We start from the raw sequence: 20,441 nt of genomic DNA on the forward strand, positions 1-20,441 counted from the left end.
CTAGTGGGCGGGCTCGACCGGTCTAGGCAGTCGGGTCCTCGCCGCGGCTGAGGTCGTCCCAGTCCACGACAGCATCGGGCTCGGAGCCCCCGGTCGGGGAACCGGCAGCCGGCACGAGGCGGGTGGTCTGGTACCTGGTGGTCGGGCCCGGCCAGCGCGACGCCGTGGCGATGATTCCCGCACCGGTCACGAACATTATGACGGATGCCGCAAGCGCGACGTAGGGCCACGGCGTCACCGAGGCCGACGCGACGGCAGCAAGAATCGACTCTGTTCCGGCGATTCCGGTGGCCGCGGTGACGGCGGGGGCGCTCGCGAGGGCGGGATTACCGAGGACCAGGTATGCGGAAAGGAAGACGGACACCGCCAGGAGAATTTCGAGGACGCCGAGAACCACGCGAATGCTGCGACCCGCGATGGTGAGCGCACCTCCCAGCGCGAAGCCTGCCAGGGCCAGCGCCGTGACCGCGGGGGCGGCGTCCGACCCATCGACGGCCAGGGTAAGGGCATCCACACCGGTTTCGGCGACGACGGCGTTCACCCACACCTGCGTCCACGCGAGGAGCGCGAGGGTGCTCGCAACCAGCACGAGCAGAATGAAGATGAGCTTCACCCGGCGCGGCGGCGTGTGGGACAGGACTCCGGCCATGATTTAGTCCACCCGGCGCATCGCGTTGGCAACGGCCACCGCTCGGAGCGGGGCGGCTGCCTTGTTCTGTGATTCCTGATACTCGGAGGCGGGGTCGGAATCAAGCACCACTCCTCCTCCGGCCTGCACCCGGGCGACACCGTCCTTGATGGTGGCCGTGCGGATCGCGATGGCGAGGTCGGCGTCCCCGGCGAAGCCGAAGTAGCCCACAACTCCCCCATAGACACCCCGCTGGGCCGGCTCGAGCGCGTCGATGACGTCGAGCGCTCGCGGTTTCGGCGCCCCGGAGAGCGTGCCGGCGGGGAAGGCCGCCCGGAAGACGTCGATGGCCGTCTTATCGGGGAGCATGTCGCCCTCGACCGAGGAGACGAGGTGCATGATGTGGCTGAACCGCTCGATTCGTTTGAATTCGGTGACTTCCACGGAGCCGGCCGCGCAGACCTTGAGAAGGTCGTTGCGAGCGAGGTCAACAAGCATGAGGTGTTCCGCGCCCTCCTTCGCGTCGGCGGCGAGTTCGTCGGCAAAGTCGGCGTCGGCCTCCGGCGTGCTTCCGCGCGGCTTGGATCCCGCGATCGGGTGGGTGAAAACTCGTCCGTTCTGTATCTTGACGAGGGCCTCCGGCGACGAACCCACAATCCAGTAGGGCTCACCAGTGGGTGATTCCAGGCTCAGCAGGTACATGTACGGGCTCGGGTTGAGGCTGCGCAGCACCCGGTACACGTCGATCGGGTGCGCGGTGCACTCCAGGTCAAAACGCTGCGAAATGACGACCTGAAAGACGTCGCCGGCCACGACATGTTCCTTGGCCGTCCTGACGGAGGCAAGAAATTCGTCGCGCGTGGTGCGGTTGCTCGGGTGCGCCGGGGTCGTGAGGTCAACCTCGGCCAGCCAGGTCTCGCTGGGCGCGGCGAGGCGGGCCTGAAGGGAGTCGAGTCGGGACTGTGCGGCGGACCAGAGTTCGTCGGGCGTGTCGGTACCGTCGTTGAGCACGTTGGCGATGAGCTGCACTGTGCCGTACTTGTGGTCGAGCACCACCAGATCGGCCACGAAACTGAAGGATTGGCCCGGCACGTCGTAGTCTGCCGGCGGCTGGTGCGGCAGCTTTTCGATCTGGCGGATGGCTTCCCATCCGATGAAGCCGACGAGGCCGCCGGTCAGGGGCGGGTGCGCGGCCAAACGCGGCGTCTGCCAGCGTTCGAACAGGTAGTCGAGGGCGGCGAGCGGCCCGAGGGCGGCGGCATCACCGAGCGCGCGGTCCGCGGAGATGCCGTAGTCGATCCACCGGGTCTCTGCGCCCTCCTGGGTGAGCACGCCGAAGGACGACACCCCCACGAAGGAGAAGCGTGACCAGATTCCGCCCTGCTCGGCGGACTCCAGCAGAAAGCTGCCGGGCTTTTCGGCGGCAAGTTTGCGATAGATGCCCACCGGCGTTTCACCGTCGGCAAAGAGCTCCCGAATCACCGGGATGACGCGGTGGGCGCCGAGAAGTGCGGCGAACTGGCCGTTCGTCGTCGACCCGGCCGTCATTTCGCGGGCCGTTCCATCGCGACGACGTCGAGTTCCCGACCGTCAAAGCATGTGCGGGTTCCGGTGTGGCAGGCCACACCGACCTGGTCGACCCGCACGAGCAGGGTGTCGTTGTCGCAGTCCAGCGCGGCCGAGTGCACGTATTGGGCGTGGCCGGAGGTGTCACCCTTGCGCCAGTATTCCTGGCGACTGCGCGACCAGAAGGTCACGCGTCCCTCGGTGACCGTGCGCCGCAGCGCCTCCTGGTCCATCCACCCGAGCATGAGCACCTCGCCCGTGTCCCACTGCTGAATCACGGCGGGGAGCAGGCCGACGGAGTTGTAGACCGCAGCGTCGAATCGTGTGTCGTTCGTCATCAGCGCACCTGCATTCCGGCATCCGCCAGCTCTCGCTTGACGTCACCAATTGTAAGAATTTGGCCGTGGAAGACGGATGCCGCGAGCACAGCGTCCGCGCCCGCCCGGATGGCGGGCGGGAAGTCTTCGACCCGCCCGGCGCCGCCGGAGGCGATCACGGGGACGCGGCTGATGGAGTGCATCAGGGCGATGAGCTCCGTGTCGAACCCCTGCTTTGTTCCGTCGGCGTCGATGGAGTTGATGAGCAGCTCCCCCGCACCCAGTTCGATGGCCTGCCTCGCCCACGCGACGGCGTCGATATCCGTCTCGGTGCGACCACCGTGAGTGGTGACGATGAAGCCGGACTCGGTGCGGTCGCTGCGCTTCACGTCGAGGGAGAGCACGATGACCTGCGCGCCGAAGCGGTCGGCGATTTCGGTGATCAGCGCCGGGCGGGCGATCGCGGCACTGTTGATGCCGACTTTGTCGGCGCCGCTGGCCTGCAGACGGGACACGTCTTCGACGCTGCGGATACCGCCGCCGACCGTGAGCGGGATGAAGACCTGCTCCGCGGTGGCCCGCACGACGTCGTATGTCGTGGAGCGGTTGTCGACGGTTGCGGTGACGTCGAGGAACGTGAGTTCGTCGGCGCCCTGCTCGTAGTACATCCTCGCGAGTTCGACGGGGTCACCGGCGTCGCGAAGGTTCTTGAAGTTGACCCCCTTCACCACACGCCCGTTGGCCACGTCGAGGCAGGGAATGACTCGCACGGAGAGGCTCATGTCGGGATCCCTGCGCTAGAGACGGGCGTTGTGGATGGTGGTGACGAGGATCGCCCTGGCACCGAGGGCGTAGAGGGCGTCCATCACGTTGTTCGTGTCGAGGCGCGCGATCATCACGCGAACGGCAACCCATTCCGGGTCGTGCAGCGACGAGACGGTCGGCGATTCGATCCCGGGGGCCAGATCGCAGGCAGCGTCGAGCAGGGTGGACGGAATGTCGTAGTCGAGCAGCACGTACTGCCGGGCGACGAGCACGCCCTGCAGACGGCGCAATAGTGTGGCAATGCCTGGCTTGTCGTTTTCCGAGCTGATGAGCACGGCGGTCGACTGCAGGATGACGGGACCGAAGATCTCCAGGCCGGCCTTGCGCAGTGTTGTGCCGGTGGAGACGACGTCGGCGACGGCATCCGCGACACCCAGCTGCACGGCGGACTCGACGGCGCCATCGAGGGGAACGAGGGTCACCTTCACGTCATAGCCGGCGAGGAACGTCTCGACGAGTCCGGGGTAGCTTGTGGCCACGCGCAGGCCGGTGAGGTCGGACAGCTCGCGAAAGCGTCCCGCGGGTCCGGCGAAGCGAAACGTGGAGTCGCCGAAATCGAGGCTGGCGATCTCGAGCGCCGTCGACCCGGAGTCGAGCAGCAGGTCACGGCCGGTGATGCCGACATCGAGGGCGCCGGAGCCGACGTAGGTGGCGATGTCACGCGGACGCAGGTAGAAGAACTCGACGTCGTTGCGGGGGTCGGCGGCGACGAGGTCGCGCGGATCGCGGCGGCCGCGGTAACCGGCCTCCGACAGCATTTGGGCTGCAGTTTCGGACAACGAGCCCTTGTTGGGCACGGCAATTCTTAGCATGGGGACACTCTCTGGTGGTGTGGATTCGGGTGCTGTATGGCGCACGTGCCGCGTCGCAGTTCTCGATCAGAGATGTCGGTACACGTCGGCGGGCGACAGGCCCTTCGCGATCAGCAGAACCTGAAGGTGGTACAGCAGCTGGGAGATCTCGGCCGCCGTCTCTTCATCGCTCTGGAACTCTGCGGCCATCCATACCTCGGCGGCCTCTTCGACAATTTTCTTGCCGATGGCGTGCACTCCGGCGTCCAGTTCGCGAACGGTACCGGACCCTTCCGGGCGGTTCAGGGCCTTGTCGCTCAGCTCAGCAAAAAGGTCATCAAAAGTCTTCACTTGTCTAGGTTACTCGTGCCCGTGGTCGTGCCGAGCCGCAGCGGCGCGCAGCAGCGCGATCTGCTCGCCGGGATCGGCAGCCCCGAACACGCTGGATCCGGCCACGAATGTGTCTGCCCCTGCTTCCGCGGCAATGTCGATGGTCTCCGCCGTGATGCCACCGTCGACCTGCAACCACACGTCGAGTCCGCCCCGGTGCACAGCGGCGCGTAAGGCGTGGAGCTTGTGCATTGTTGAGTCCATGAAGCTCTGGCCGCCGAAGCCGGGCTCCACAGTCATGACCAACACCTGGTCGAATTCGGGCAGCAGCTCAAGGTACGGTTCGACGCTGGTCCCGGGTTTGAGGGCGATTCCCGCCCGAGCGCCGATGGAACGCAGCCGACGGGCCAGAGCGACCGGGTCGCTCACCGCTTCCGCGTGGAAGGTCACCGAGGACGCTCCAACCTCGGCGTAGCCGGGAGCCCACCGGTCGGGGTCATCAATCATGAGATGCACGTCGAGGGGCAGCGGCGAGACCTGTTGCAGGCGCTCGACCATGCCGAGACCGAAGGTCAGGTTCGGCACGAAGTGGTTGTCCATGATGTCGACATGCACAAGATCAGCGGCGCGGATGCGCCCGAGCTCCCGTTCAAAGTTCGCGAAGTCGGCGGCCAGGATGCTCGGGTTAATGCGTATGGGCATGCTGAAAGCCTAGACGAACGCATGCCGCGGGCTGGCGTGCCGCGCTCGTCCAGTCACGCGCAGAGACACGCAGGTCGCTCCCGTTGCCATCGGCCAGGAGAGCCGCTTCTTCGAGGAACGGGGCCGTGGCAACTGGAGAGCGGATGGCGCTTCCCTGCGCTTTAGGATGGATCCTTGTTCCAGTCAGTGGAACACCCTTCCACTGGGGCAATTGCCGCTCGTCAGTCCCCGAGGGGCGCTTCTCATGCCTCCCGGCAGACGTCGCCGACTGAACGGTTCGCCCGGCACAGCCGCCCCGTGCTATCCCCCGTGGTGGTCTCCTCTCCGATGTGCGTGGAGCGACGTTGTGCACGAGTCGTGAGGTTTCATCAGGAATGTCGGTGGTGGGTGGGAGCATTGACGTGTGGAAGGCCCCTTGGAAGGCCTCACAGGTCTCGATGAGCAGTTGCGTGCGCCCGCCGCAGCGGTCGCCGACCACCGGCGACTCAGCGACACCTACTCGGCGTTTCTTTCCGGCACGATCAGCGCCCGCTCCCGGCGAGAGCTCGGCGCCACCGGACTGTCAGCGCGGCAGGGGTTCATCACGCCGGAGGCGATGGTGCAGCACGCCACCGGCACGGCGCGGGGTGAAGCGGCGAAGCTCGTCGCCGCCGGCACCCTGATGGCCGAGACCGACAGGGCAGAGAAAACCGTGCACAACACGGCGCAGCACCCGGAAACGCGCCTCCCGGTCCGCCCGGTTCCGTGGCAGGCGCCCGTCGTGCACGCGGTCACCTCCGGCGCGCTGTCGGTCGATGCTGCGGACGCTCTCCGCCGGGGCCTCGGAGACGTCGACCAGCCCGTCACAGCCGAGAGCCTCGTGACTGCCCTGACCCGGGTGCTGAAGGAAGCCGCTGACCTGACAACGGACCAGTTGTTCAAGCGGGCCCGTCGACGACGAGACGAACTCGACGAGGCCGGTATCAAGGCCCGGGAGAAACAGGCTCGCGACGACACGAGATTCACGATCTTCCGCCGCGCGGACGGCATGGTCGCCGTCAACGCCCTGCTCGCCCCCGAGCAGCGCGAGTGGTGGGTATCCACATTCGACTGCGTGACCAGCCCGAGGCGCGGCGGGGTGCGATTCGTGGACCCGGAGAAGGCGGCGTAGGCCGCCGGGGTCCAGAGCGACTCGCGCACCCTCGATCAGATTGCCGCCGACGCGTTCACCGACCTGCTGCGCCAGGCCACCGAGGTCGACACGGGCCGGGTGTTCGGCGGACGCCGCCCCGCCGTGCGGGTGATCGTGACAGAGAAGGTGCTCACCAAGAAGACCGGACACGCTCTTCTCGAGGGAAACCCGGCCTCGGTGTCCGGGGAGAGCATGCAGCGCGAGCTCTGCGACGCCGGGTACATCGACGTCACCGTCGGTGGCAGCGGGCAAGCCCTGGACGGAAGGCGCACGGAACGGTTTTTCACCCAGACGCAGCGCATCGCCCTCGGCGTGCGAGACGCCGGCTGCCTGCTCTGCAGACGCGACCACCTCAGACTGCACAACGATGGCTGGCGCATCCTGCATGACAACGGTCGGTATCGGCTCAGGCTGCCGCCGAGCGTGGATCCGGAACGAAAGCTCCTCCCCTGCCCAGCAAGAACCCACTGATGCTCGCCCTCCGCGCCTGATGGACGTCGTGTGGTCCATCAGCCCACGCTCGTGCTAGTCCGGAAGACGCTCCAGCAGTGTGATGAACATGGCGTCTGTGCCGTGGCGGTGCGGCCAGAGCTGCACACTCGACGGGTCGCCGGCCAGGTCGAGTTCGGAGTTGCTCAGCGATTGAACGACGGCGGCCGTGTCGAGGGCGTTCACCGTGCCCGCCCACTTCTTCAGCGCGGTCGCCACAATGCCACGTGTCTCCGCGGTATGCGGTGAACAGGTGACATAGGCGAGGACTCCGCCCGGCTTGAGTGCGCCGAGGGCGGCGTCGATCAGGCCGGACTGCAGTCCGGCGAGCTCGGCGACATCCTTCGGCTGCTTGCGCCAGCGGGCCTCGGGGCGGCGGCGGAGCGCGCCCAGACCTGTGCAGGGGGCGTCGAGCAGGATCCGGTCGAACTCCCCGGGGTGCAGCTCGGCGATGCGGGTACCGTCAAGCTCCCACACCTCCACGTTCTCGGGGATTGCGGCCAGCGCGTTGCGCACGAGCGTCGCCCGGCTGTGCACGAGCTCGTTGGCGACGAGTTCGGCGCCGTGGGTTCGCGCTTCCGCGGCCAGCAGGGCGGCCTTGCCGCCGGGGCCAGCGCAGAGGTCGAGCCAGCGCTCCCCCGACTCAATCGGGCGAGCATGGGACAGCGCGAGGGCCGCGAGCTGGGAGCCCTCGTCCTGCACGCGAATGCGCCCCTTCGCCTGGGTCATGAGGTGGTACGGGTCTCCCCCGGCCAACACGTACCCGGTGGGGGCGTAGGCATCCTTCGTTCCGAGCAGACTCTCATCGTCGGCGGTCGCGATCCCGGGAAGGGCCACCATATTCACCTTGGCCGGCACGTTGTTGGCCGCGAGCAGGTCTTCGATCTCGTCCTCACGGCCCTCGGCTTTCAGCGCCTGGCGGAACGCACGTACGACCCACGAGGGATGCGAGTGCTCGGCCGCGAGGCGATCATCGACACCGGCGGCTCCGTCGAGCACCCGCTCGCGCCATTCCTCGGCGCTCGAGCGCGAAATGGTGCGCAGCACGCCGTTCGTGAATCCGGTCGCCGACCGTGAGCCGACCTGCTTGGCGATCGAGACCGATTCGTTGACGGCGGCGTGGGTGGCCACGCGGGTCGCGAGAAGCTGGTGTGTGCCGAGGCGGAGCACGTCGAGGATCGCCGGGTCGATCGCATCGACGGAACGGTTCGCGGCCAGCGCGATGACCCGGTCGTAGAAACCCTGCATGCGCAGGGTGCCGTAGGTCAGCTCGGTCGCCAGGGCGGCATCCGCCGTGTTCAGCGCTGCGCGCTGGATACGGGTGGGCAGCAGCAGGTTCGCGTAGGCGTCGGATTCTCGCACGGCCGCAATGACCTCGTAGGCCACTCGACGGGCCGGCTGCACGAATTCCGTGGTCGCTGCACGGGATTTCGGAAGTTGGACGCGATCATTCATGAGGCGACCACCTCATCTGCTGCTACTCCGCGCCACCAGTCGATTGCTGTCATTACTGTCTTTCCGGCCGGTTGTACGCGTCGAAGCTCAAGCGGCGTCGTACGCGTGCCAATCAGCACCGTTCGTTCTCGTTCCAGGATGTGCCCTGCGGGAATGGGTGGGTCGTGGGCGTCGTCGCGGTCAGCGCTCGGCACGACGGGTGCCACGTCAAGAATCTTAAGGCGTGCGTCGCTCACGGTGGTAAAGGCACCCGGCTCCGGGGTCACGCCGCGGATCAGGTTGTAGACGGCTGCCGCCGACTGGTTCCAGTCGACGTGTGCGTCATCGATGGTGAGTTTCGGTGCCAGCGTCACCTCACCGGTCTGCTCGGTGGCCCGGGCGGTGCCGCGGCCTAGGTCGTCGACCACGCGGAGGAGCAGCTCGGCGCCACTGTGGCTGAGCGACTCGAGAAGCATGCCCGACGTGGCATGCGCATCCAACGGCTGGGTGAAGCTGTCGAAAATGGCACCCGCATCGAGTTCCCGCACGAGCTGGAACACGGCGGCACCGGTGTCGGCATCGCCCGCGATCACGGCGCGCTGCACCGGTGATGCCCCTCGCCACCGGGGCAGCAGGGAGAAGTGCAGGTTGATCCAGCCGAGCCGAGGAACCGACAGGAGCGGTTCGCGCACGATGCCGCCGTAGGCGACGATCACTCCGAGGTCGGGCTGAAGGGCCGCGATCGTTTCGGTCGCGTCAGCATCGAGGCGGTTGGTCTTGAGCATCGTCAGGCCGAGCTCTTCGGCGGCGGCGGCGACCGGCGACGGGGTGAGTACACGCTTGCGACCGAGCGGGGCGTCGGCCCGGGTGACGACGGCCTCGATCGAGTGCCCCGTCGCGGCGAGGGACTTGAGGCTCGGAACGGCGACGTCGGGCGTACCGGCAAAAATCAGTTTCATTACAGGAGCTCCGGGTCGTCGAATCGAACCTTAAGTGTAGGCGTCGGCTGGAACGAGCCCGACTTCGTGGGCCGGCGACGCCTGGCCGCGTTACGCACGACGGATGCTTTGAGTGCGTGGGACACCCCGTCGCCCTTCGCGTAGGCGAATCGGACGATCGCCCGCACGAGGGGCACCTCGGTGTCGACCGGGCCCAGCACGTCGATGCCGGCGCTCTCCCTCAGATCTGCCAGAGCGGAATCGACGTCGGCGGCCGTTCCGGTGACCGAGGCGACCCGCACGGCCGGGGGGAACCGCAGCTGGCGCCGGTCGGCGAGTTCCGAACTCGCGAACGCCTCCGGCTGCCAGGCATTCAGTGCCCGGGCGAGGGCACCGCCCACACCCACCAGGACAACGGGCGCCCCCGGCGCGGCCAGCGCGGCCGCGTTCGACCACCAGCGCAGGCAGTCCTCGCCAACGCGCAGAGATTCGCGGGCGAGCATCCGTTCCCCGTCGAGAATGAGAATGGCGCGATAACCGCTCGCGGGAATCGGTTCTGCGCCGCGGGTGGCGATCACGAGCGCGGGCTCCGCGCCGAGCGTCTGGATGGAGTGTTCACCGTCCGCGATGATGATGCGGGCTCCCGGAAAGGCGCGCCCGAGCTCTTCCGCCGTGCGCCCGGTTCCCATTGTGACGACCCGGAGTTTGTGGCCCTCGCAGTGGATGCAGGTCCACGCGGCGGCGAGTGCACCGCACCAGCGGCAGGCGGGTACCGCGCGCGCCGAGGTGAGGCCGAGCGGGCCCTGGCACGTGGTGCAGCGCGCCGCCTTCTTGCAGGTCTGGCAGGCGAGCATGGGTGCGTAGCCGGGGCTGGCGACCTGCACGAGCACCGGGCCGTGGTGGAGGGCTTCCCTGGCGGCGTTCCACGCCGCCGTCGGAATGCGGGCGGCGCGGGCCTGCTGGTCGGATTCGGACTGGAAATCAGTGGGGATGACGCGGGGGTGGCGGTTGATGGCGGGGTGTACCTCGCCGAGCCAGCCAAGTTCGACGAGCCTCTGCGTTTCCACGCTGCGGGTGTGGCCGAGCAGCACGAGGCTGCAGTCGGCTTCCTCGCGTCGGATAAGAGCGGCATCGCGAGCGTGCACGTACGGGCTCAGGGGCTCCGAGTACAGCGGGTCCCCGTCGTCCCAGAGGGCTATGAGGCCGAGTGAGGCCGCGGGGGCGTAGACCGCCGACCGGTTTCCGAGAATGATGCGAGGCTCGGTGCCGAGGCAGGCCAGGAAGGCCCGGTAGCGGTCGGGGTTGCTCTGCCGGGCGTCGACCCTGCTGACCGAACCGGCTGGTGCCAGCTGGTCGAGGGCGGCCTGCACCTGGTCCTGGTCCCGGTAGTCGGGGACGCACAGCACGGCGGTCTTGCCGGTCGCCAGCGTGGCGACACCGAGCTCGGCCAGGGTCTGGGCCCAGTGCCCGATGGTGGTGCCGTCGTCGAGCTGTACGAGCTCCGGGATGGCGGCGACCGCCACCCGCTGGCGGTCCATGATGGCGGTGTCAAGCCGGCCCGTTGGGTAACCGACGAAGGCCGGTGCGGCCAGAGAGAGCCCGATGGTTTGGACCAGCGGGGTCTCGACAGGCTCGACCGGCGTGGTCGGCTCGACCACCGGGGCCTGCGCGATCAACCAGGCCTTCTCCACGCGCACCTGGCGAGGCGGCACGGCCAGACGGATGATGTCACTCGCGTTACCGGCGGCCCGGTCGGCTGCTCGACGCGCGAGCCGCCACACCTCGGGGGTGAGCACCTGGGCCGCGGAAACCACGGCATCGAGCGGGCTGAGGGTGCCGGAGAACTGCTCGCTCGGTGCCGTCGACGGATCGATCACCTCGATGAGGTAGCCGTCGATGATTCGACCGCCGGAGCGGAACGGCACCCGCACCCGCACCCCGGGACGCGCCACGTCAGCGAGTTCCTCGGGGATGCGGTAGTCGAACAGGTGGTCGAGCTGCGGAAGGGGCGAGTCGATGAGCACACGGGCCACGAGTCCGGAACGATTCACGCTGTCCCTCTCCCCGTCGCCGTCACTACCGATGTGCGTTCCCTACAGCCCCGCAGCGCTTCGGAGGTCGTCGACGCGGTCGAGGCGTTCCCAGGTGAAGTCGGGCAGTTCCCGGCCGAAGTGGCCGTAGGTTGCCGTCTGCTGGTAGATGGGCCGCAGCAGGTCGAGGGAATCGATGATCGCGGCGGGACGCAGGTCGAAGACCGAGCGAATCGCGGCGGTGATCTCCTTGTCGGGTAGTGCCCCGGTGCCGAAGGTCTCCACATACAACCCCACCGGGGAGGCTTTGCCGATGGCATACGCCACCTGGACCTCGAGCCGGTCGGCGAGTCCGGCGGCGACGGCGTTCTTCGCCACCCAGCGCATGGCGTACGCGGCCGAACGGTCCACCTTGGACGGGTCCTTGCCGCTGAACGCGCCACCGCCGTGCCGGCTCGATCCGCCATAGGTGTCGATGATGATCTTGCGACCGGTGAGGCCGGCGTCGCCCTGCGGGCCACCGATCTCAAAGCGTCCCGTGGGGTTGATGAGCGTGGCGAGGCGCGAGGAATCGAGATCGATGCCCTCCAGCACGGGGCGTATAACGAGTTCGTTGACCTCGGCCCGGAGCCGCTCGGTGGTCACGGAGGGGGCGTGCTGCGTCGAGACGACGACGGTCTCAACCGTGCGCGGCACGATGCCGTCATACCCGATGGTGACCTGCGTCTTGCCGTCGGGCCGCAGGTAGTCGAGTTCCTCCGACTTTCGTACGTAGGCGAGGCGTTCCGCGAGCCGGTGCGCGATCCAAATGGGAATCGGCATCAACTCGGGGGTCTCCCGGGTTGCGTAGCCGAACATGATGCCCTGGTCGCCGGCACCCTGCCGGTCGTAGTCGTCGAGGCTCGACTGCTCCCTGGTCTCGAACGCGTTGTCGACCCCCTGGGCGATGTCGGGAGACTGCCCGCCGATGGAGATTTCCACGCCGCAGGATCGACCGTCAAACCACACGTCGGAGGAGTCATAGCCGATATCGGTGATGCACTTGCGCACGATCGAGGGGATCTCGACGTAGGCCTCGGTGGTCACTTCGCCGGCAACGTGAACAAGCCCCGTGGTGACGAGCGTTTCGACGGCCACACGGCTGTGCGGGTCTTCGGTGAGAAGGGCATCGAGGATGCTGTCGGAGATCTGGTCGCAGATCTTGTCGGGGTGGCCCTCGGTGACCGATTCGGAGGTGAAGAGGCGAAGATCGCTCATCTGGCCCGTCTCTATAGATGTGTCTGTATGAAAAGACTGTGCGTATGGATAGCCGCGTGGCGGAAGCTACGGCAAGCGGGTCTGGACGACCACGTCAAGTATGCGGTGGGCCACCGACATCTTGCTGCCGGAAGCCTCTTTCACTATAACTCCGTGCCGGTCGAGCAGCAGAACCGTGTTGCGGTCTGTGGCGAAACCCTCAGACCATCCGACCCGGTTGACCACGAGATAGTCGCAGCCCTTACGGGTGACCTTCTCCCGCCCCAGGGTCAACAACCGATCAGGGTCTGACTCGGTCTCGGCGGCAAAGCCCACGATCACCTGCCCCGGCCGGCACGCGGCGGAGAGCTCGGCGAGGATGTCGGGATTTTTCACGAGTTCGAGAGTCAGCGTGTCCCCGGTGTGCTCTTTTTTGATTTTTTCGCTCCGGACATCTGTGGGGCGATAGTCGGCAACCGCCGCCGCCATGATGATGACGTCGGCCGACGCAGCGGACGCGCTCAGGGCTTCCTGCAGGTCGCGGGCGCTGCCGGCCTGCACCACGTGCACCCCGTCGGGCGCCGGCACCTCAAGGTTGCAGGCCACGAGGGTGACGAGTCCGCCCCGCGCGCGAGCGGCTTCCGCGAGGGCGACGCCCTGCTTTCCGCTCGACCGATTGCCCAGGAAGCGCACCGGGTCGAGCGGTTCTCGGGTTCCGCCGGCGCTGATCAGGATTCGCCGGTTCACGAGATCCTGCTCGGGTTGGCCGGCGTCCGGCGTGCCCTCGAGCGCGGCCATGGCGACCGCCACGATCGTGTCGGGCTCCTCCATCCGGCCGGCTCCGACGTCGTGCCCGGTCAAACGCCCGACGCCGGGACCCACGACGGTGACGCCGCGGCTGCGAAGCGTGGCAATATTCGCGACGGTCGCCGCGTGGTTCCACATTTCGGTGTGCATGGCCGGGGCGATCACGAGGGGTGCCGTGCTCGCGAGGATGGTGTTTCCGAGCAGGTCATCCGCGAGGCCGGCCGCCAGCTTGGCGATGGTATTCGCGGTCGCCGGTGCGACCACGATCAGGTCAGCGGACTGGCCGATTGCCACGTGGCGCACTTCGGCGACGCCCTCATAAAGCTCCGAGTAGACCGGATGCCGTGAAATCGCCTCGAGGGTCGGTTTACCGATGAACCGCAGGGCCGCCGGTGTGGCGACGACGTGCACCGAATCCCCGTTTAAAACAAAAGCGCGCACGATGTTGACGGCCTTGTACGCAGCGATGCCTCCGGTGATACCGACGACAATCGTACGGGCTGTCTTCATCGTGCGCGCTTCCGCGAGCCCGATTACTCGACGATGGGAGTAGAGGTGAGCTTGTCCTCGTTGATCTCGCGAAGGGCCACCGACAGGGGCTTGTCTTCGACGGTCGAGTCGACGAGCGGGCCCACGTTGTCGAAGAGGCTGCCTTCGTGCAGGTCAGCGTAGTAGTCGTTGATCTGACGTGCACGCTTGGAGGCGAAGATCACGAGTGCATACTTGGAATCGACCTTGGAGAGCAGGTCGTCGATGGGCGGGTCAATGATGCCAGTGGGCTTGTTTGCCATTGGTGTCACACTCCTTTAGAGCAGTTCGAGAACAGGGCTGTTCGAAATAAAACAGTGCGTCTTGGTCAGCACGGCCGCGTCAGATGACGCGTAAGAAATCTCCAGCGGGCGCTACGACGTTTCCGCCGCAGGGCGTACCTGCATCAAGTCTACGACCTCCCGGGCCGCTTCGGATGCGTCTGCGTTGACAATTCGGTAGTCGAACTCCCCCTGAGCGGCCAATTCGAGCTTGGCGGTCTCCAAGCGGCGGGCCTGTTCCGCGGAATCCTCGGTGCCTCGACCAATGAGCCGACGCACAAGTTCCTCCCAAGTGGGCGGCAGAAGAAAGACGAGTTTCGCCTCCGGCATGGCCCGGCGTACGGCCCTGGCGCCCTGGATGTCGATCTCCAGCAGCACACTGTTGCCGGCGGTGATGGCTGCATCGACCGGTCCACGAGGCGTCCCGTAGCGATGCGCGTTGTGCACGGTCGCCCATTCGAGCAGTTCGCCCGATTCGATCATGCGGTCGAAGGCTGCATCGCTGACAAAGAAGTAGCTGACACCCTCAACTTCGCCCGGCCGCGGGGCACGGGTCGTGGCCGAGACGGACAGATGCACGTCGGGGTAATTCTCGCGAATATGGTTTGCGACCGTGCCCTTGCCGACGGCCGTGGGGCCAGCAAGCACAATGAGTCCTGAGTCGGGTGCCCCGTGGCGCGTGGCCGGGCGGTCGGACAGAAAGTCCCGCAGGCGATCGCGCTGGTGGCGTCCGAGGCCGCCGAGGCGTTTTGACGGGGAGATTTCGAGGCGGTGGATGATGCGCTGCATCTTGGTCACGCCAATGGAGGGAATGCTCACGAGCATCTCGGTGACCCGGAGACGTCCTTCCACACCGAGGGGGTCTTTCAACGCCGCGCCAAGAACTTCGAGGGCCGAACGCTCGCCGGAGGCGATCTGCGCTTTCACCCTGGCTCTGGCACGCCGCGCGGCAACAGCAGCACGCGAGGCTGCAACCCGGTCGACTTCGGGTGGGGTGGGACGGTTTTCAGCCACGGACGGCTCCTACTTCACTAACGCGGCGCTCGATCGCTGCCGCAAGCCGGTCGGAACCCTGGGAGAGGACACTACGCGACTCACTTACGATAACCCCTCCGGCGTATTCACCATATATCGAGACAAGATCCATGATATTCCCACCTTGGTGTCCGAAGCCGGGTGCGAGAACAGGAGTCAGGCAATTTTTTGGCGCCGCCGCAACGTCAATGCCGAACTCTGCCAGGTCGAGGGTGGCTCCCAGCACAACCCCGAGAGAGCCGAATGTGGGCGTCGTCACCGTGACGGCATCGGCATTGAGCCGGGCGACATCCTCGAGAACGGCTCGTGCAACCGTGAGTCCGGCGTGCGGTCCGCCGGCGACGACGGCCTGCTGCACGCCTGCTGCCTCGGGGTTCGACGTCGCCGCGAGGAGGAACAGCCCTTTGCCGTGTTGCAGGGCGATCTCGATGGGGCGTTGGAGGGAGCCGACGCCCATGAAGGGTGTCACCGTGATGGCATCCACTTCGAGGGGTGATCCCGGCGTGAGCCACGCGTCGGCGTAGGCCTCGACGCTCGTACCCAGGTCGCCCCGCTTGACGTCACCGATGACAAGCAGTCCCGCGGCGCGCGCATCGGCGAGCACGCGTTCCAGGGCCACGAAGCCGGCCGAGCCGAAACGTTCGAAGAACGCGACCTGCGGTTTGACGATCCCGGCCCGGCCGGCCGCTGCGGCAACAACCGAGCGGCCGAAAGACTCCGCGCCGGCTGCCGAATCGGCCAGACCCCAGCCCGCCAGCAGCCAGCTGTGCGGGTCAATACCCACGCAGAGCTGGCCACGCGCGGCAAACGCCTCACCGAGGCGGTCACCGAACGTGGAGACCGTCATGGCCCCCTGGCTCACAGAAGTGCCTCCCGCGCGACGGTGTACTCCTGAAGCGACGTCACCTCGAAACCGCCACGAATCGCGTCAATGGAGGCAACCGCCGCGCTGAGTTCCGCGATGGTCGTGAACAGGGGAAGGTCCCCGGCCACGGCGGCCGCACGGATCTCGTAGCCGTCGGCACGTGCCGTGCGCCCACCAGGCGTGTTGATGACGATCTGCACCTCCTCGCGGCGAATCAGTTCGACGATCGACACGTCCTGCTCGCCGGACTTCTCGCTGTACTTCGTGACGATCCGGGCCTGGATGCCGTTGCGCTGGAGCACCTCGGCGGTGCCCTCGGTGGCGGCGATCTCGTAGCCCAGCTGCTGCAGGCGCAGCATGGGCAGGATGATGGCACGCTTGTCGCGGTCGGAAACCGAGACGAAAACCGTTCCGCTGAGCGGGATTCCACCGTAGGCGGCCAGCTGGCTCTTCGCGAACGCGCGGGGGAAGTCACGGTCGATGCCCATGACCTCGCCGGTGGACCGCATCTCCGGGCCGAGAATGGAGTCGACGACGTCGCCCTCCGGTGTACGGAAACGGTTGAACGGCAGAACCGCTTCCTTCACGGCGACAGGCGCCTCCATGGGCACCCGCGAGCCGTCGATCTCCGGCAGCTGGCCGGAGGCCTTGAGCTCAGCGATGGTCTTGCCCACCATGATGAGGGCCGCGGCCTTGGCAAGGGTGATGCCGAGGGCCTTCGCGACGAACGGGACCGTGCGCGAGGCGCGCGGGTTCGCTTCGAGGACGTAGAGCACGCCGGCTCCGATGGCGAACTGCACGTTGAGCAGTCCGCGCACCCCGATGCCCTGTGCGATTCCCAGAGTGGCCTCTCGGACGCGGTCGATTTCCGCGCGTCCCAGGGTGACGGGCGGCAACGTGCAACTGGAGTCACCCGAGTGGATCCCGGCCTCCTCGATGTGTTCCATCACGCCGCCGATGTAGAGCTCGTGTCCGTCGTAAATGGCGTCGACGTCGATTTCGATGGCATCGTCGAGGAAACGATCGACGAGGAGCGGATGCGACGGGCCGATGATGCCCTGCCCTGCCATGCGCGCGAAGTAGTCCGAGAGGGAGGCGGAGTCATAGACGATCTCCATGCCTCGCCCGCCGAGCACGTAGCTCGGGCGCACCAGCACGGGATAGCCGATCTCTTCCGCGGCGACAACGGCACCGGCGTAGTCGATGGCCACGGCGTTACGCGGCGCGAGCAGACCCGCCGCGTCAAGAATGCCCGAGAACAGTCCGCGTTCCTCGGCAAGGTCGATGGCGTCCGGGCTGGTGCCGAGAATCGGGATCCCTGCGGCCTCGAGGCCCTTGGCCAGGCCGAGGGCGGTCTGGCCGCCGAGCTGAACGACCACGCCCACCAGTTCGCCGCTGAGGCTCTCCGCGTGGATGACCTCAAGCACGTCTTCCAGGGTGAGGGGCTCGAAGTAGAGGCGATCGGAGGTGTCGTAGTCGGTCGATACCGTCTCCGGGTTGCAGTTGATCATGATCGTCTCGTACCCGGCGTCGGACAGGGCGAAGGAGGCGTGCACGCAGGAGTAGTCGAACTCGACACCCTGGCCGATGCGGTTGGGGCCGGAACCGAGGATGACGACCTTCTTGCGGTCGCTCGGGATGACCTCCGTCTCCTGGTCGTAGCTCGAGTAGTGATACGGCGTGAGGGCCGGGAACTCCCCCGCGCAGGTGTCGACGGTCTTGAAGACGGGACGCAAGCCGAGAATGTGACGCACCTTGCGGACATCCGCTTCGCCGAAGCCCCGGAGCTCGCCGATCTGGGTGTCGGAGAAACCGTGGTCCTTCGCGTGGAGCAGCACGTCACGGTCGAGGCGGTCGGCGCGGGCAACGGAGTCGGCGACCTCGTTGATGAGCACGATCTGGTCGATGAACCACGGGTCGATCTTGGTGGCTTCGAAGACCTGCGCAATGGTGGCACCCTTGCGCAGCGCCTGCTGCACGGTGACGATGCGACCGTCCGTGGGAATTTCCGCTTCGATGAGCAGTTCGTCGACAGTGCGGTCCTCGGTGCCCCAGTGGAATGAGGACCCGCGCTTCTCCAGCGAGCGGAGGGCCTTCTGCAGGGCGGAGGCGTAGTTGCGGCCGATCGCCATGGCCTCACCGACCGACTTCATGGTGGTGGTGAGGCGGGGGTCGGCGGCGGGAAACTTCTCGAAGGCGAAGCGCGGCACCTTGACGACCACGTAGTCGAGGGTCGGTTCGAAGCTTGCCGGGGTCACGCCGGTGATGTCGTTGGGGATCTCGTCGAGACGGTACCCGAGGGCAAGCTTGGCGGCGATCTTGGCGATCGGGAAGCCCGTTGCCTTGCTCGCGAGTGCCGAGGAGCGGGACACGCGCGGGTTCATCTCGATCACGATGATGCGGCCGTCGGCCGGGTTGATCGCGAACTGGATGTTGCAGCCACCGGTGTCGACGCCGACGGCGCGGATGATGTCGATGCTGATGTCGCGCAGGTTCTGGTACTCACGGTCGGTCAGCGTGAGCGCCGGGGCGACCGTGATGGAGTCTCCCGTGTGCACGCCGACGGGGTCGACGTTCTCGATGGAGCAGACGACGACCGTGTTGTCGGCGGTGTCGCGCATCATTTCGAGCTCGAACTCCTTCCAACCGAGGATGGATTCTTCCAGGAGCACCTCGGTGGTGGGGCTGTGGTGCAGGCCATCCCCCACAATGCGGCGCAGCTCCTGCTCGGTGTACGCGAACCCGCTGCCGAGTCCGCCCATGGTGAAGGACGGGCGCACCACAAGCGGGTACCCGAGGTCTTCGGCAAAGCCAACGGCCTCGTCGACCGTGTGCGCGATGAACGAGCGAGCAACGTCGGCGCCAGCGTCGAGCACGAGCTGCTTGAAGATCTGGCGGTCTTCGCCCTTGTTGATCGCTTCGAAGCTTGCGCCGATGAGTTCCACGTCGTACTTCTCGAGGATTCCGCGTTCGTGCAGCTGGATCGCCGCGTTGAGCGCGGTCTGGCCGCCGAGGGTGGGGAGGATCGCGTCGGGGCGTTCCTTGGCAATGATGGTTTCGAGGATCTCCGGGGTGATCGGCTCGATGTATGTGGCATCCGCGAAGTCGGGATCGGTCATGATCGTGGCCGGGTTGGAGTTGACCAGGATGACGCGTACGCCCTCGGCCCGCAGCACGCGGCAGGCCTGCGTTCCCGAGTAGTCGAACTCACAGGCCTGGCCGATGACGATCGGGCCGGATCCAATGACAAGGACGCTGTTGATATCGTCGCGCTTGGGCATTACTTGCCGTCTCCTGCTCCGGCGGCCGCGTTTCGTTCGACCACCACGTCCCTGAACCGATCAAAAAGGTAGTTTGCGTCGTGCGGGCCTGCTGCGGCCTCTGGGTGGTACTGCACCGAGAAAGCGGCAAGGTCGAGGCAGCGGATGCCTTCGACGACCTGGTCGTTCAGGCTGTAGTGGCTCACTTCCACGCGGCCGAAACCGGTGCGGGACTCGTGCACGCCTTCGATCGGCATGTCGACCGCGAAGCCGTGGTTCTGCGAGGTGATCTCCACCCGGCCGGTGGCCTTGTCCAGCACGGGCTGGTTGATGCCGCGGTGGCCGAAGGGCAGCTTGTAGGTGCGGAACCCGAGGGCACGACCGAGCAACTGGTTGCCGAAACAGATCCCGAAGTAGGGAACCCCGGCGCGCAGGATCTCCTGCAGCAGCGTGACATGCGCGTTCGACGCGGCCGGGTCCCCCGGGCCGTTGGAGAAGAACACGGCGGAGGGCTTGAGTGACAACACGTGCTCGGCGGTGACCGACTGGGGCAGAACGAGAACCTCGAAGCCCCGTTCGGCGAGGTGCGTGAGCGTCGACTGCTTGACGCCGAGGTCGAGCACGACCACGGAGCCGATGCGGTCACCCACGGGCGGCACAGAGAAGGGTTCGACGGTCGAGACGGTGTCGGAGAGGTTTCGCCCGGTCATGGCCGGCCCGGTGCGCACCCGATCCAGCTGTTCGCCGTCGGAGAGTTCAAGAAGGTCCCCGGAGAAGATGCCGGAGCGCATGGCGCCCTTATCGCGGATGTGGCGGGTGATGGCCCGGGTGTCGACGCCGCAGATACCGACGATGCCGCCCTCCTCGAGGTCGTGGTCGAGCGTGCGCGTGGCCCGATGGTTCGAGGAAATGCGAGCGGGATCGCGCACCACGAAACCGGCGACCCAGATGCGCCGGGATTCCATGTCCTCGTCATTGGCGCCGGTGTTACCGATGTGCGGTGCCGTCATGAGCACGATCTGCCCGGCGTACGAGGGATCGGTCAGGGTCTCCTGGTAACCGGTCATTCCGGTTGCGAAGACGATCTCGCCGAGCGTTTGTCCTTCGCTGCCGTAGGCGCGACCTTCAAAGCGCTTACCGTCTTCGAGTACGAGAACGGCCGGGGCCGTTCGATTGATTGCCTTGTAGTCGGCGACTGAGAGCACCAA

17 protein-coding genes and 1 pseudogene are annotated in these 20,441 nt (G+C 66.7%); 1 reads left to right on the plus strand and 17 read right to left on the minus strand.

Features of this window, described 5'->3' with window-relative positions; all coding sequences use genetic code 11:
• Nucleotides 1-22: 22 nt before the first annotated feature.
• The 7 genes from EDD25_RS01160 to rpe all read right to left on the minus strand — a co-directional run bounded on the left by EDD25_RS01160 (nt 23) and on the right by rpe (nt 5,159).
• Nucleotides 23-649, minus strand: coding sequence for a Trp biosynthesis-associated membrane protein (locus tag EDD25_RS01160; protein ID WP_134171657.1), 627 nt, complete (start codon nt 647-649; stop codon nt 23-25).
• Nucleotides 650-652: 3 nt separating this feature from the next.
• Nucleotides 653-2,176 carry an anthranilate synthase component I gene (locus tag EDD25_RS01165; RefSeq protein ID WP_134171658.1) on the minus strand — a complete coding sequence of 508 codons (1,524 nt, stop codon included), beginning with the start codon at nt 2,174-2,176 and terminating at the stop codon, nt 653-655.
• Nucleotides 2,173-2,532 carry a phosphoribosyl-AMP cyclohydrolase gene (gene hisI / locus EDD25_RS01170; RefSeq protein WP_134171659.1) on the minus strand — a complete coding sequence of 120 codons (360 nt, stop codon included), beginning with the start codon at nt 2,530-2,532 and terminating at the stop codon, nt 2,173-2,175. The genes EDD25_RS01165 and hisI overlap by 4 nt, the downstream gene beginning before the upstream one ends.
• On the minus strand, nt 2,532-3,293 hold the full coding sequence (hisF, locus tag EDD25_RS01175) for an imidazole glycerol phosphate synthase subunit HisF (protein ID WP_134171660.1): 762 nt from the start codon (nt 3,291-3,293) through the stop codon (nt 2,532-2,534). Before hisF ends, hisI begins: the two co-directional genes overlap by 1 nt.
• 15 nt (nt 3,294-3,308) lie before the next feature.
• Nucleotides 3,309-4,148: an ATP phosphoribosyltransferase gene (gene hisG, locus EDD25_RS01180; protein WP_134171661.1), complete on the minus strand. Its 840-nt coding sequence runs from the start codon at nt 4,146-4,148 to the stop codon at nt 3,309-3,311.
• Between the two features lie 66 nt (nt 4,149-4,214).
• Nucleotides 4,215-4,478, minus strand: a complete 264-nt coding sequence (locus tag EDD25_RS01185; RefSeq protein ID WP_134171662.1) for a phosphoribosyl-ATP diphosphatase — start codon at nt 4,476-4,478, stop codon at nt 4,215-4,217.
• A gap of 9 nt (nt 4,479-4,487) precedes the next feature.
• Nucleotides 4,488-5,159: a ribulose-phosphate 3-epimerase gene (gene rpe / locus EDD25_RS01190; protein WP_134171663.1), complete on the minus strand. Its 672-nt coding sequence runs from the start codon at nt 5,157-5,159 to the stop codon at nt 4,488-4,490.
• A 445-nt stretch (nt 5,160-5,604) separates the two neighbouring features.
• Between rpe and EDD25_RS17850 the strand changes: the two are divergent.
• Nucleotides 5,605-6,801 (plus strand): annotated as a pseudogene (locus EDD25_RS17850) (DUF222 domain-containing protein).
• 54 nt (nt 6,802-6,855) lie between these two features.
• Here EDD25_RS17850 and EDD25_RS01205 read toward each other — a convergent pair.
• The 10 genes from EDD25_RS01205 to carA all read right to left on the minus strand — a co-directional run bounded on the left by EDD25_RS01205 (nt 6,856) and on the right by carA (nt 20,441).
• On the minus strand, nt 6,856-8,274 hold the full coding sequence (locus EDD25_RS01205; RefSeq protein WP_134171666.1) for an RsmB/NOP family class I SAM-dependent RNA methyltransferase: 1,419 nt from the start codon (nt 8,272-8,274) through the stop codon (nt 6,856-6,858).
• Nucleotides 8,271-9,212 (minus strand): methionyl-tRNA formyltransferase, encoded by a 942-nt coding sequence (gene fmt, locus EDD25_RS01210; RefSeq protein ID WP_134171667.1) that lies wholly within the window; start codon nt 9,210-9,212, stop codon nt 8,271-8,273. Before fmt ends, EDD25_RS01205 begins: the two co-directional genes overlap by 4 nt.
• Entirely contained in the window at nt 9,212-11,242 is a 2,031-nt protein-coding gene (locus tag EDD25_RS01215; RefSeq protein ID WP_134171668.1) for a primosomal protein N' family DNA-binding protein, read from the minus strand. The genes fmt and EDD25_RS01215 overlap by 1 nt, the downstream gene beginning before the upstream one ends.
• Before the next feature lie 42 nt (nt 11,243-11,284).
• Entirely contained in the window at nt 11,285-12,478 is a 1,194-nt protein-coding gene (metK, locus tag EDD25_RS01220; protein ID WP_134171669.1) for a methionine adenosyltransferase, read from the minus strand.
• 66 nt (nt 12,479-12,544) lie between these two features.
• Nucleotides 12,545-13,774, minus strand: coding sequence for a bifunctional phosphopantothenoylcysteine decarboxylase/phosphopantothenate--cysteine ligase CoaBC (coaBC, locus tag EDD25_RS01225; protein WP_134171670.1), 1,230 nt, complete (start codon nt 13,772-13,774; stop codon nt 12,545-12,547).
• Nucleotides 13,775-13,797: 23 nt separating this feature from the next.
• Complete coding sequence (rpoZ, locus tag EDD25_RS01230; RefSeq protein WP_134171671.1) at nt 13,798-14,055, minus strand: DNA-directed RNA polymerase subunit omega; 258 nt, start codon at nt 14,053-14,055, stop codon at nt 13,798-13,800.
• Between the two features lie 111 nt (nt 14,056-14,166).
• Nucleotides 14,167-15,087, minus strand: a complete 921-nt coding sequence (gene gmk, locus EDD25_RS01235) for a guanylate kinase (RefSeq protein ID WP_134171672.1) — start codon at nt 15,085-15,087, stop codon at nt 14,167-14,169.
• Complete coding sequence (pyrF, locus tag EDD25_RS01240; protein WP_134171673.1) at nt 15,080-15,955, minus strand: orotidine-5'-phosphate decarboxylase; 876 nt, start codon at nt 15,953-15,955, stop codon at nt 15,080-15,082. Before pyrF ends, gmk begins: the two co-directional genes overlap by 8 nt.
• An 11-nt stretch (nt 15,956-15,966) precedes the next feature.
• Nucleotides 15,967-19,254: a carbamoyl-phosphate synthase large subunit gene (carB, locus tag EDD25_RS01245; RefSeq protein ID WP_134171674.1), complete on the minus strand. Its 3,288-nt coding sequence runs from the start codon at nt 19,252-19,254 to the stop codon at nt 15,967-15,969.
• Entirely contained in the window at nt 19,254-20,441 is a 1,188-nt protein-coding gene (gene carA, locus EDD25_RS01250) for a glutamine-hydrolyzing carbamoyl-phosphate synthase small subunit (protein WP_241986327.1), read from the minus strand. The genes carB and carA overlap by 1 nt, the downstream gene beginning before the upstream one ends.

Source organism: Cryobacterium psychrophilum (assembly GCF_004365915.1).
GTDB lineage: Bacteria > Actinomycetota > Actinomycetes > Actinomycetales > Microbacteriaceae > Cryobacterium > Cryobacterium psychrophilum.

What these genes read in the sequence shown, in the direction of transcription:
- rpe (WP_134171663.1), bottom strand. Translation starts at nt 5,159, where the DNA reads ATGCCCATACGCATTAACCCGAGCATCCTGGCCGCCGACTTCGCGAAC.
- pyrF (WP_134171673.1), bottom strand. Translation starts at nt 15,955, where the DNA reads ATGACGGTCTCCACGTTCGGTGACCGCCTCGGTGAGGCGTTTGCCGCG.
- EDD25_RS01165 (WP_134171658.1), bottom strand. Translation starts at nt 2,176, where the DNA reads ATGACGGCCGGGTCGACGACGAACGGCCAGTTCGCCGCACTTCTCGGC.
- rpoZ (WP_134171671.1), bottom strand. Translation starts at nt 14,055, where the DNA reads ATGGCAAACAAGCCCACTGGCATCATTGACCCGCCCATCGACGACCTG.
- hisG (WP_134171661.1), bottom strand. Translation starts at nt 4,148, where the DNA reads ATGCTAAGAATTGCCGTGCCCAACAAGGGCTCGTTGTCCGAAACTGCA.
- metK (WP_134171669.1), bottom strand. Translation starts at nt 12,478, where the DNA reads ATGAGCGATCTTCGCCTCTTCACCTCCGAATCGGTCACCGAGGGCCAC.
- EDD25_RS01205 (WP_134171666.1), bottom strand. Translation starts at nt 8,274, where the DNA reads ATGAATGATCGCGTCCAACTTCCGAAATCCCGTGCAGCGACCACGGAA.
- coaBC (WP_134171670.1), bottom strand. Translation starts at nt 13,774, where the DNA reads ATGAAGACAGCCCGTACGATTGTCGTCGGTATCACCGGAGGCATCGCT.
- fmt (WP_134171667.1), bottom strand. Translation starts at nt 9,212, where the DNA reads ATGAAACTGATTTTTGCCGGTACGCCCGACGTCGCCGTTCCGAGCCTC.
- carB (WP_134171674.1), bottom strand. Translation starts at nt 19,254, where the DNA reads ATGCCCAAGCGCGACGATATCAACAGCGTCCTTGTCATTGGATCCGGC.
- EDD25_RS01160 (WP_134171657.1), bottom strand. Translation starts at nt 649, where the DNA reads ATGGCCGGAGTCCTGTCCCACACGCCGCCGCGCCGGGTGAAGCTCATC.
- hisI (WP_134171659.1), bottom strand. Translation starts at nt 2,532, where the DNA reads ATGACGAACGACACACGATTCGACGCTGCGGTCTACAACTCCGTCGGC.
- hisF (WP_134171660.1), bottom strand. Translation starts at nt 3,293, where the DNA reads ATGAGCCTCTCCGTGCGAGTCATTCCCTGCCTCGACGTGGCCAACGGG.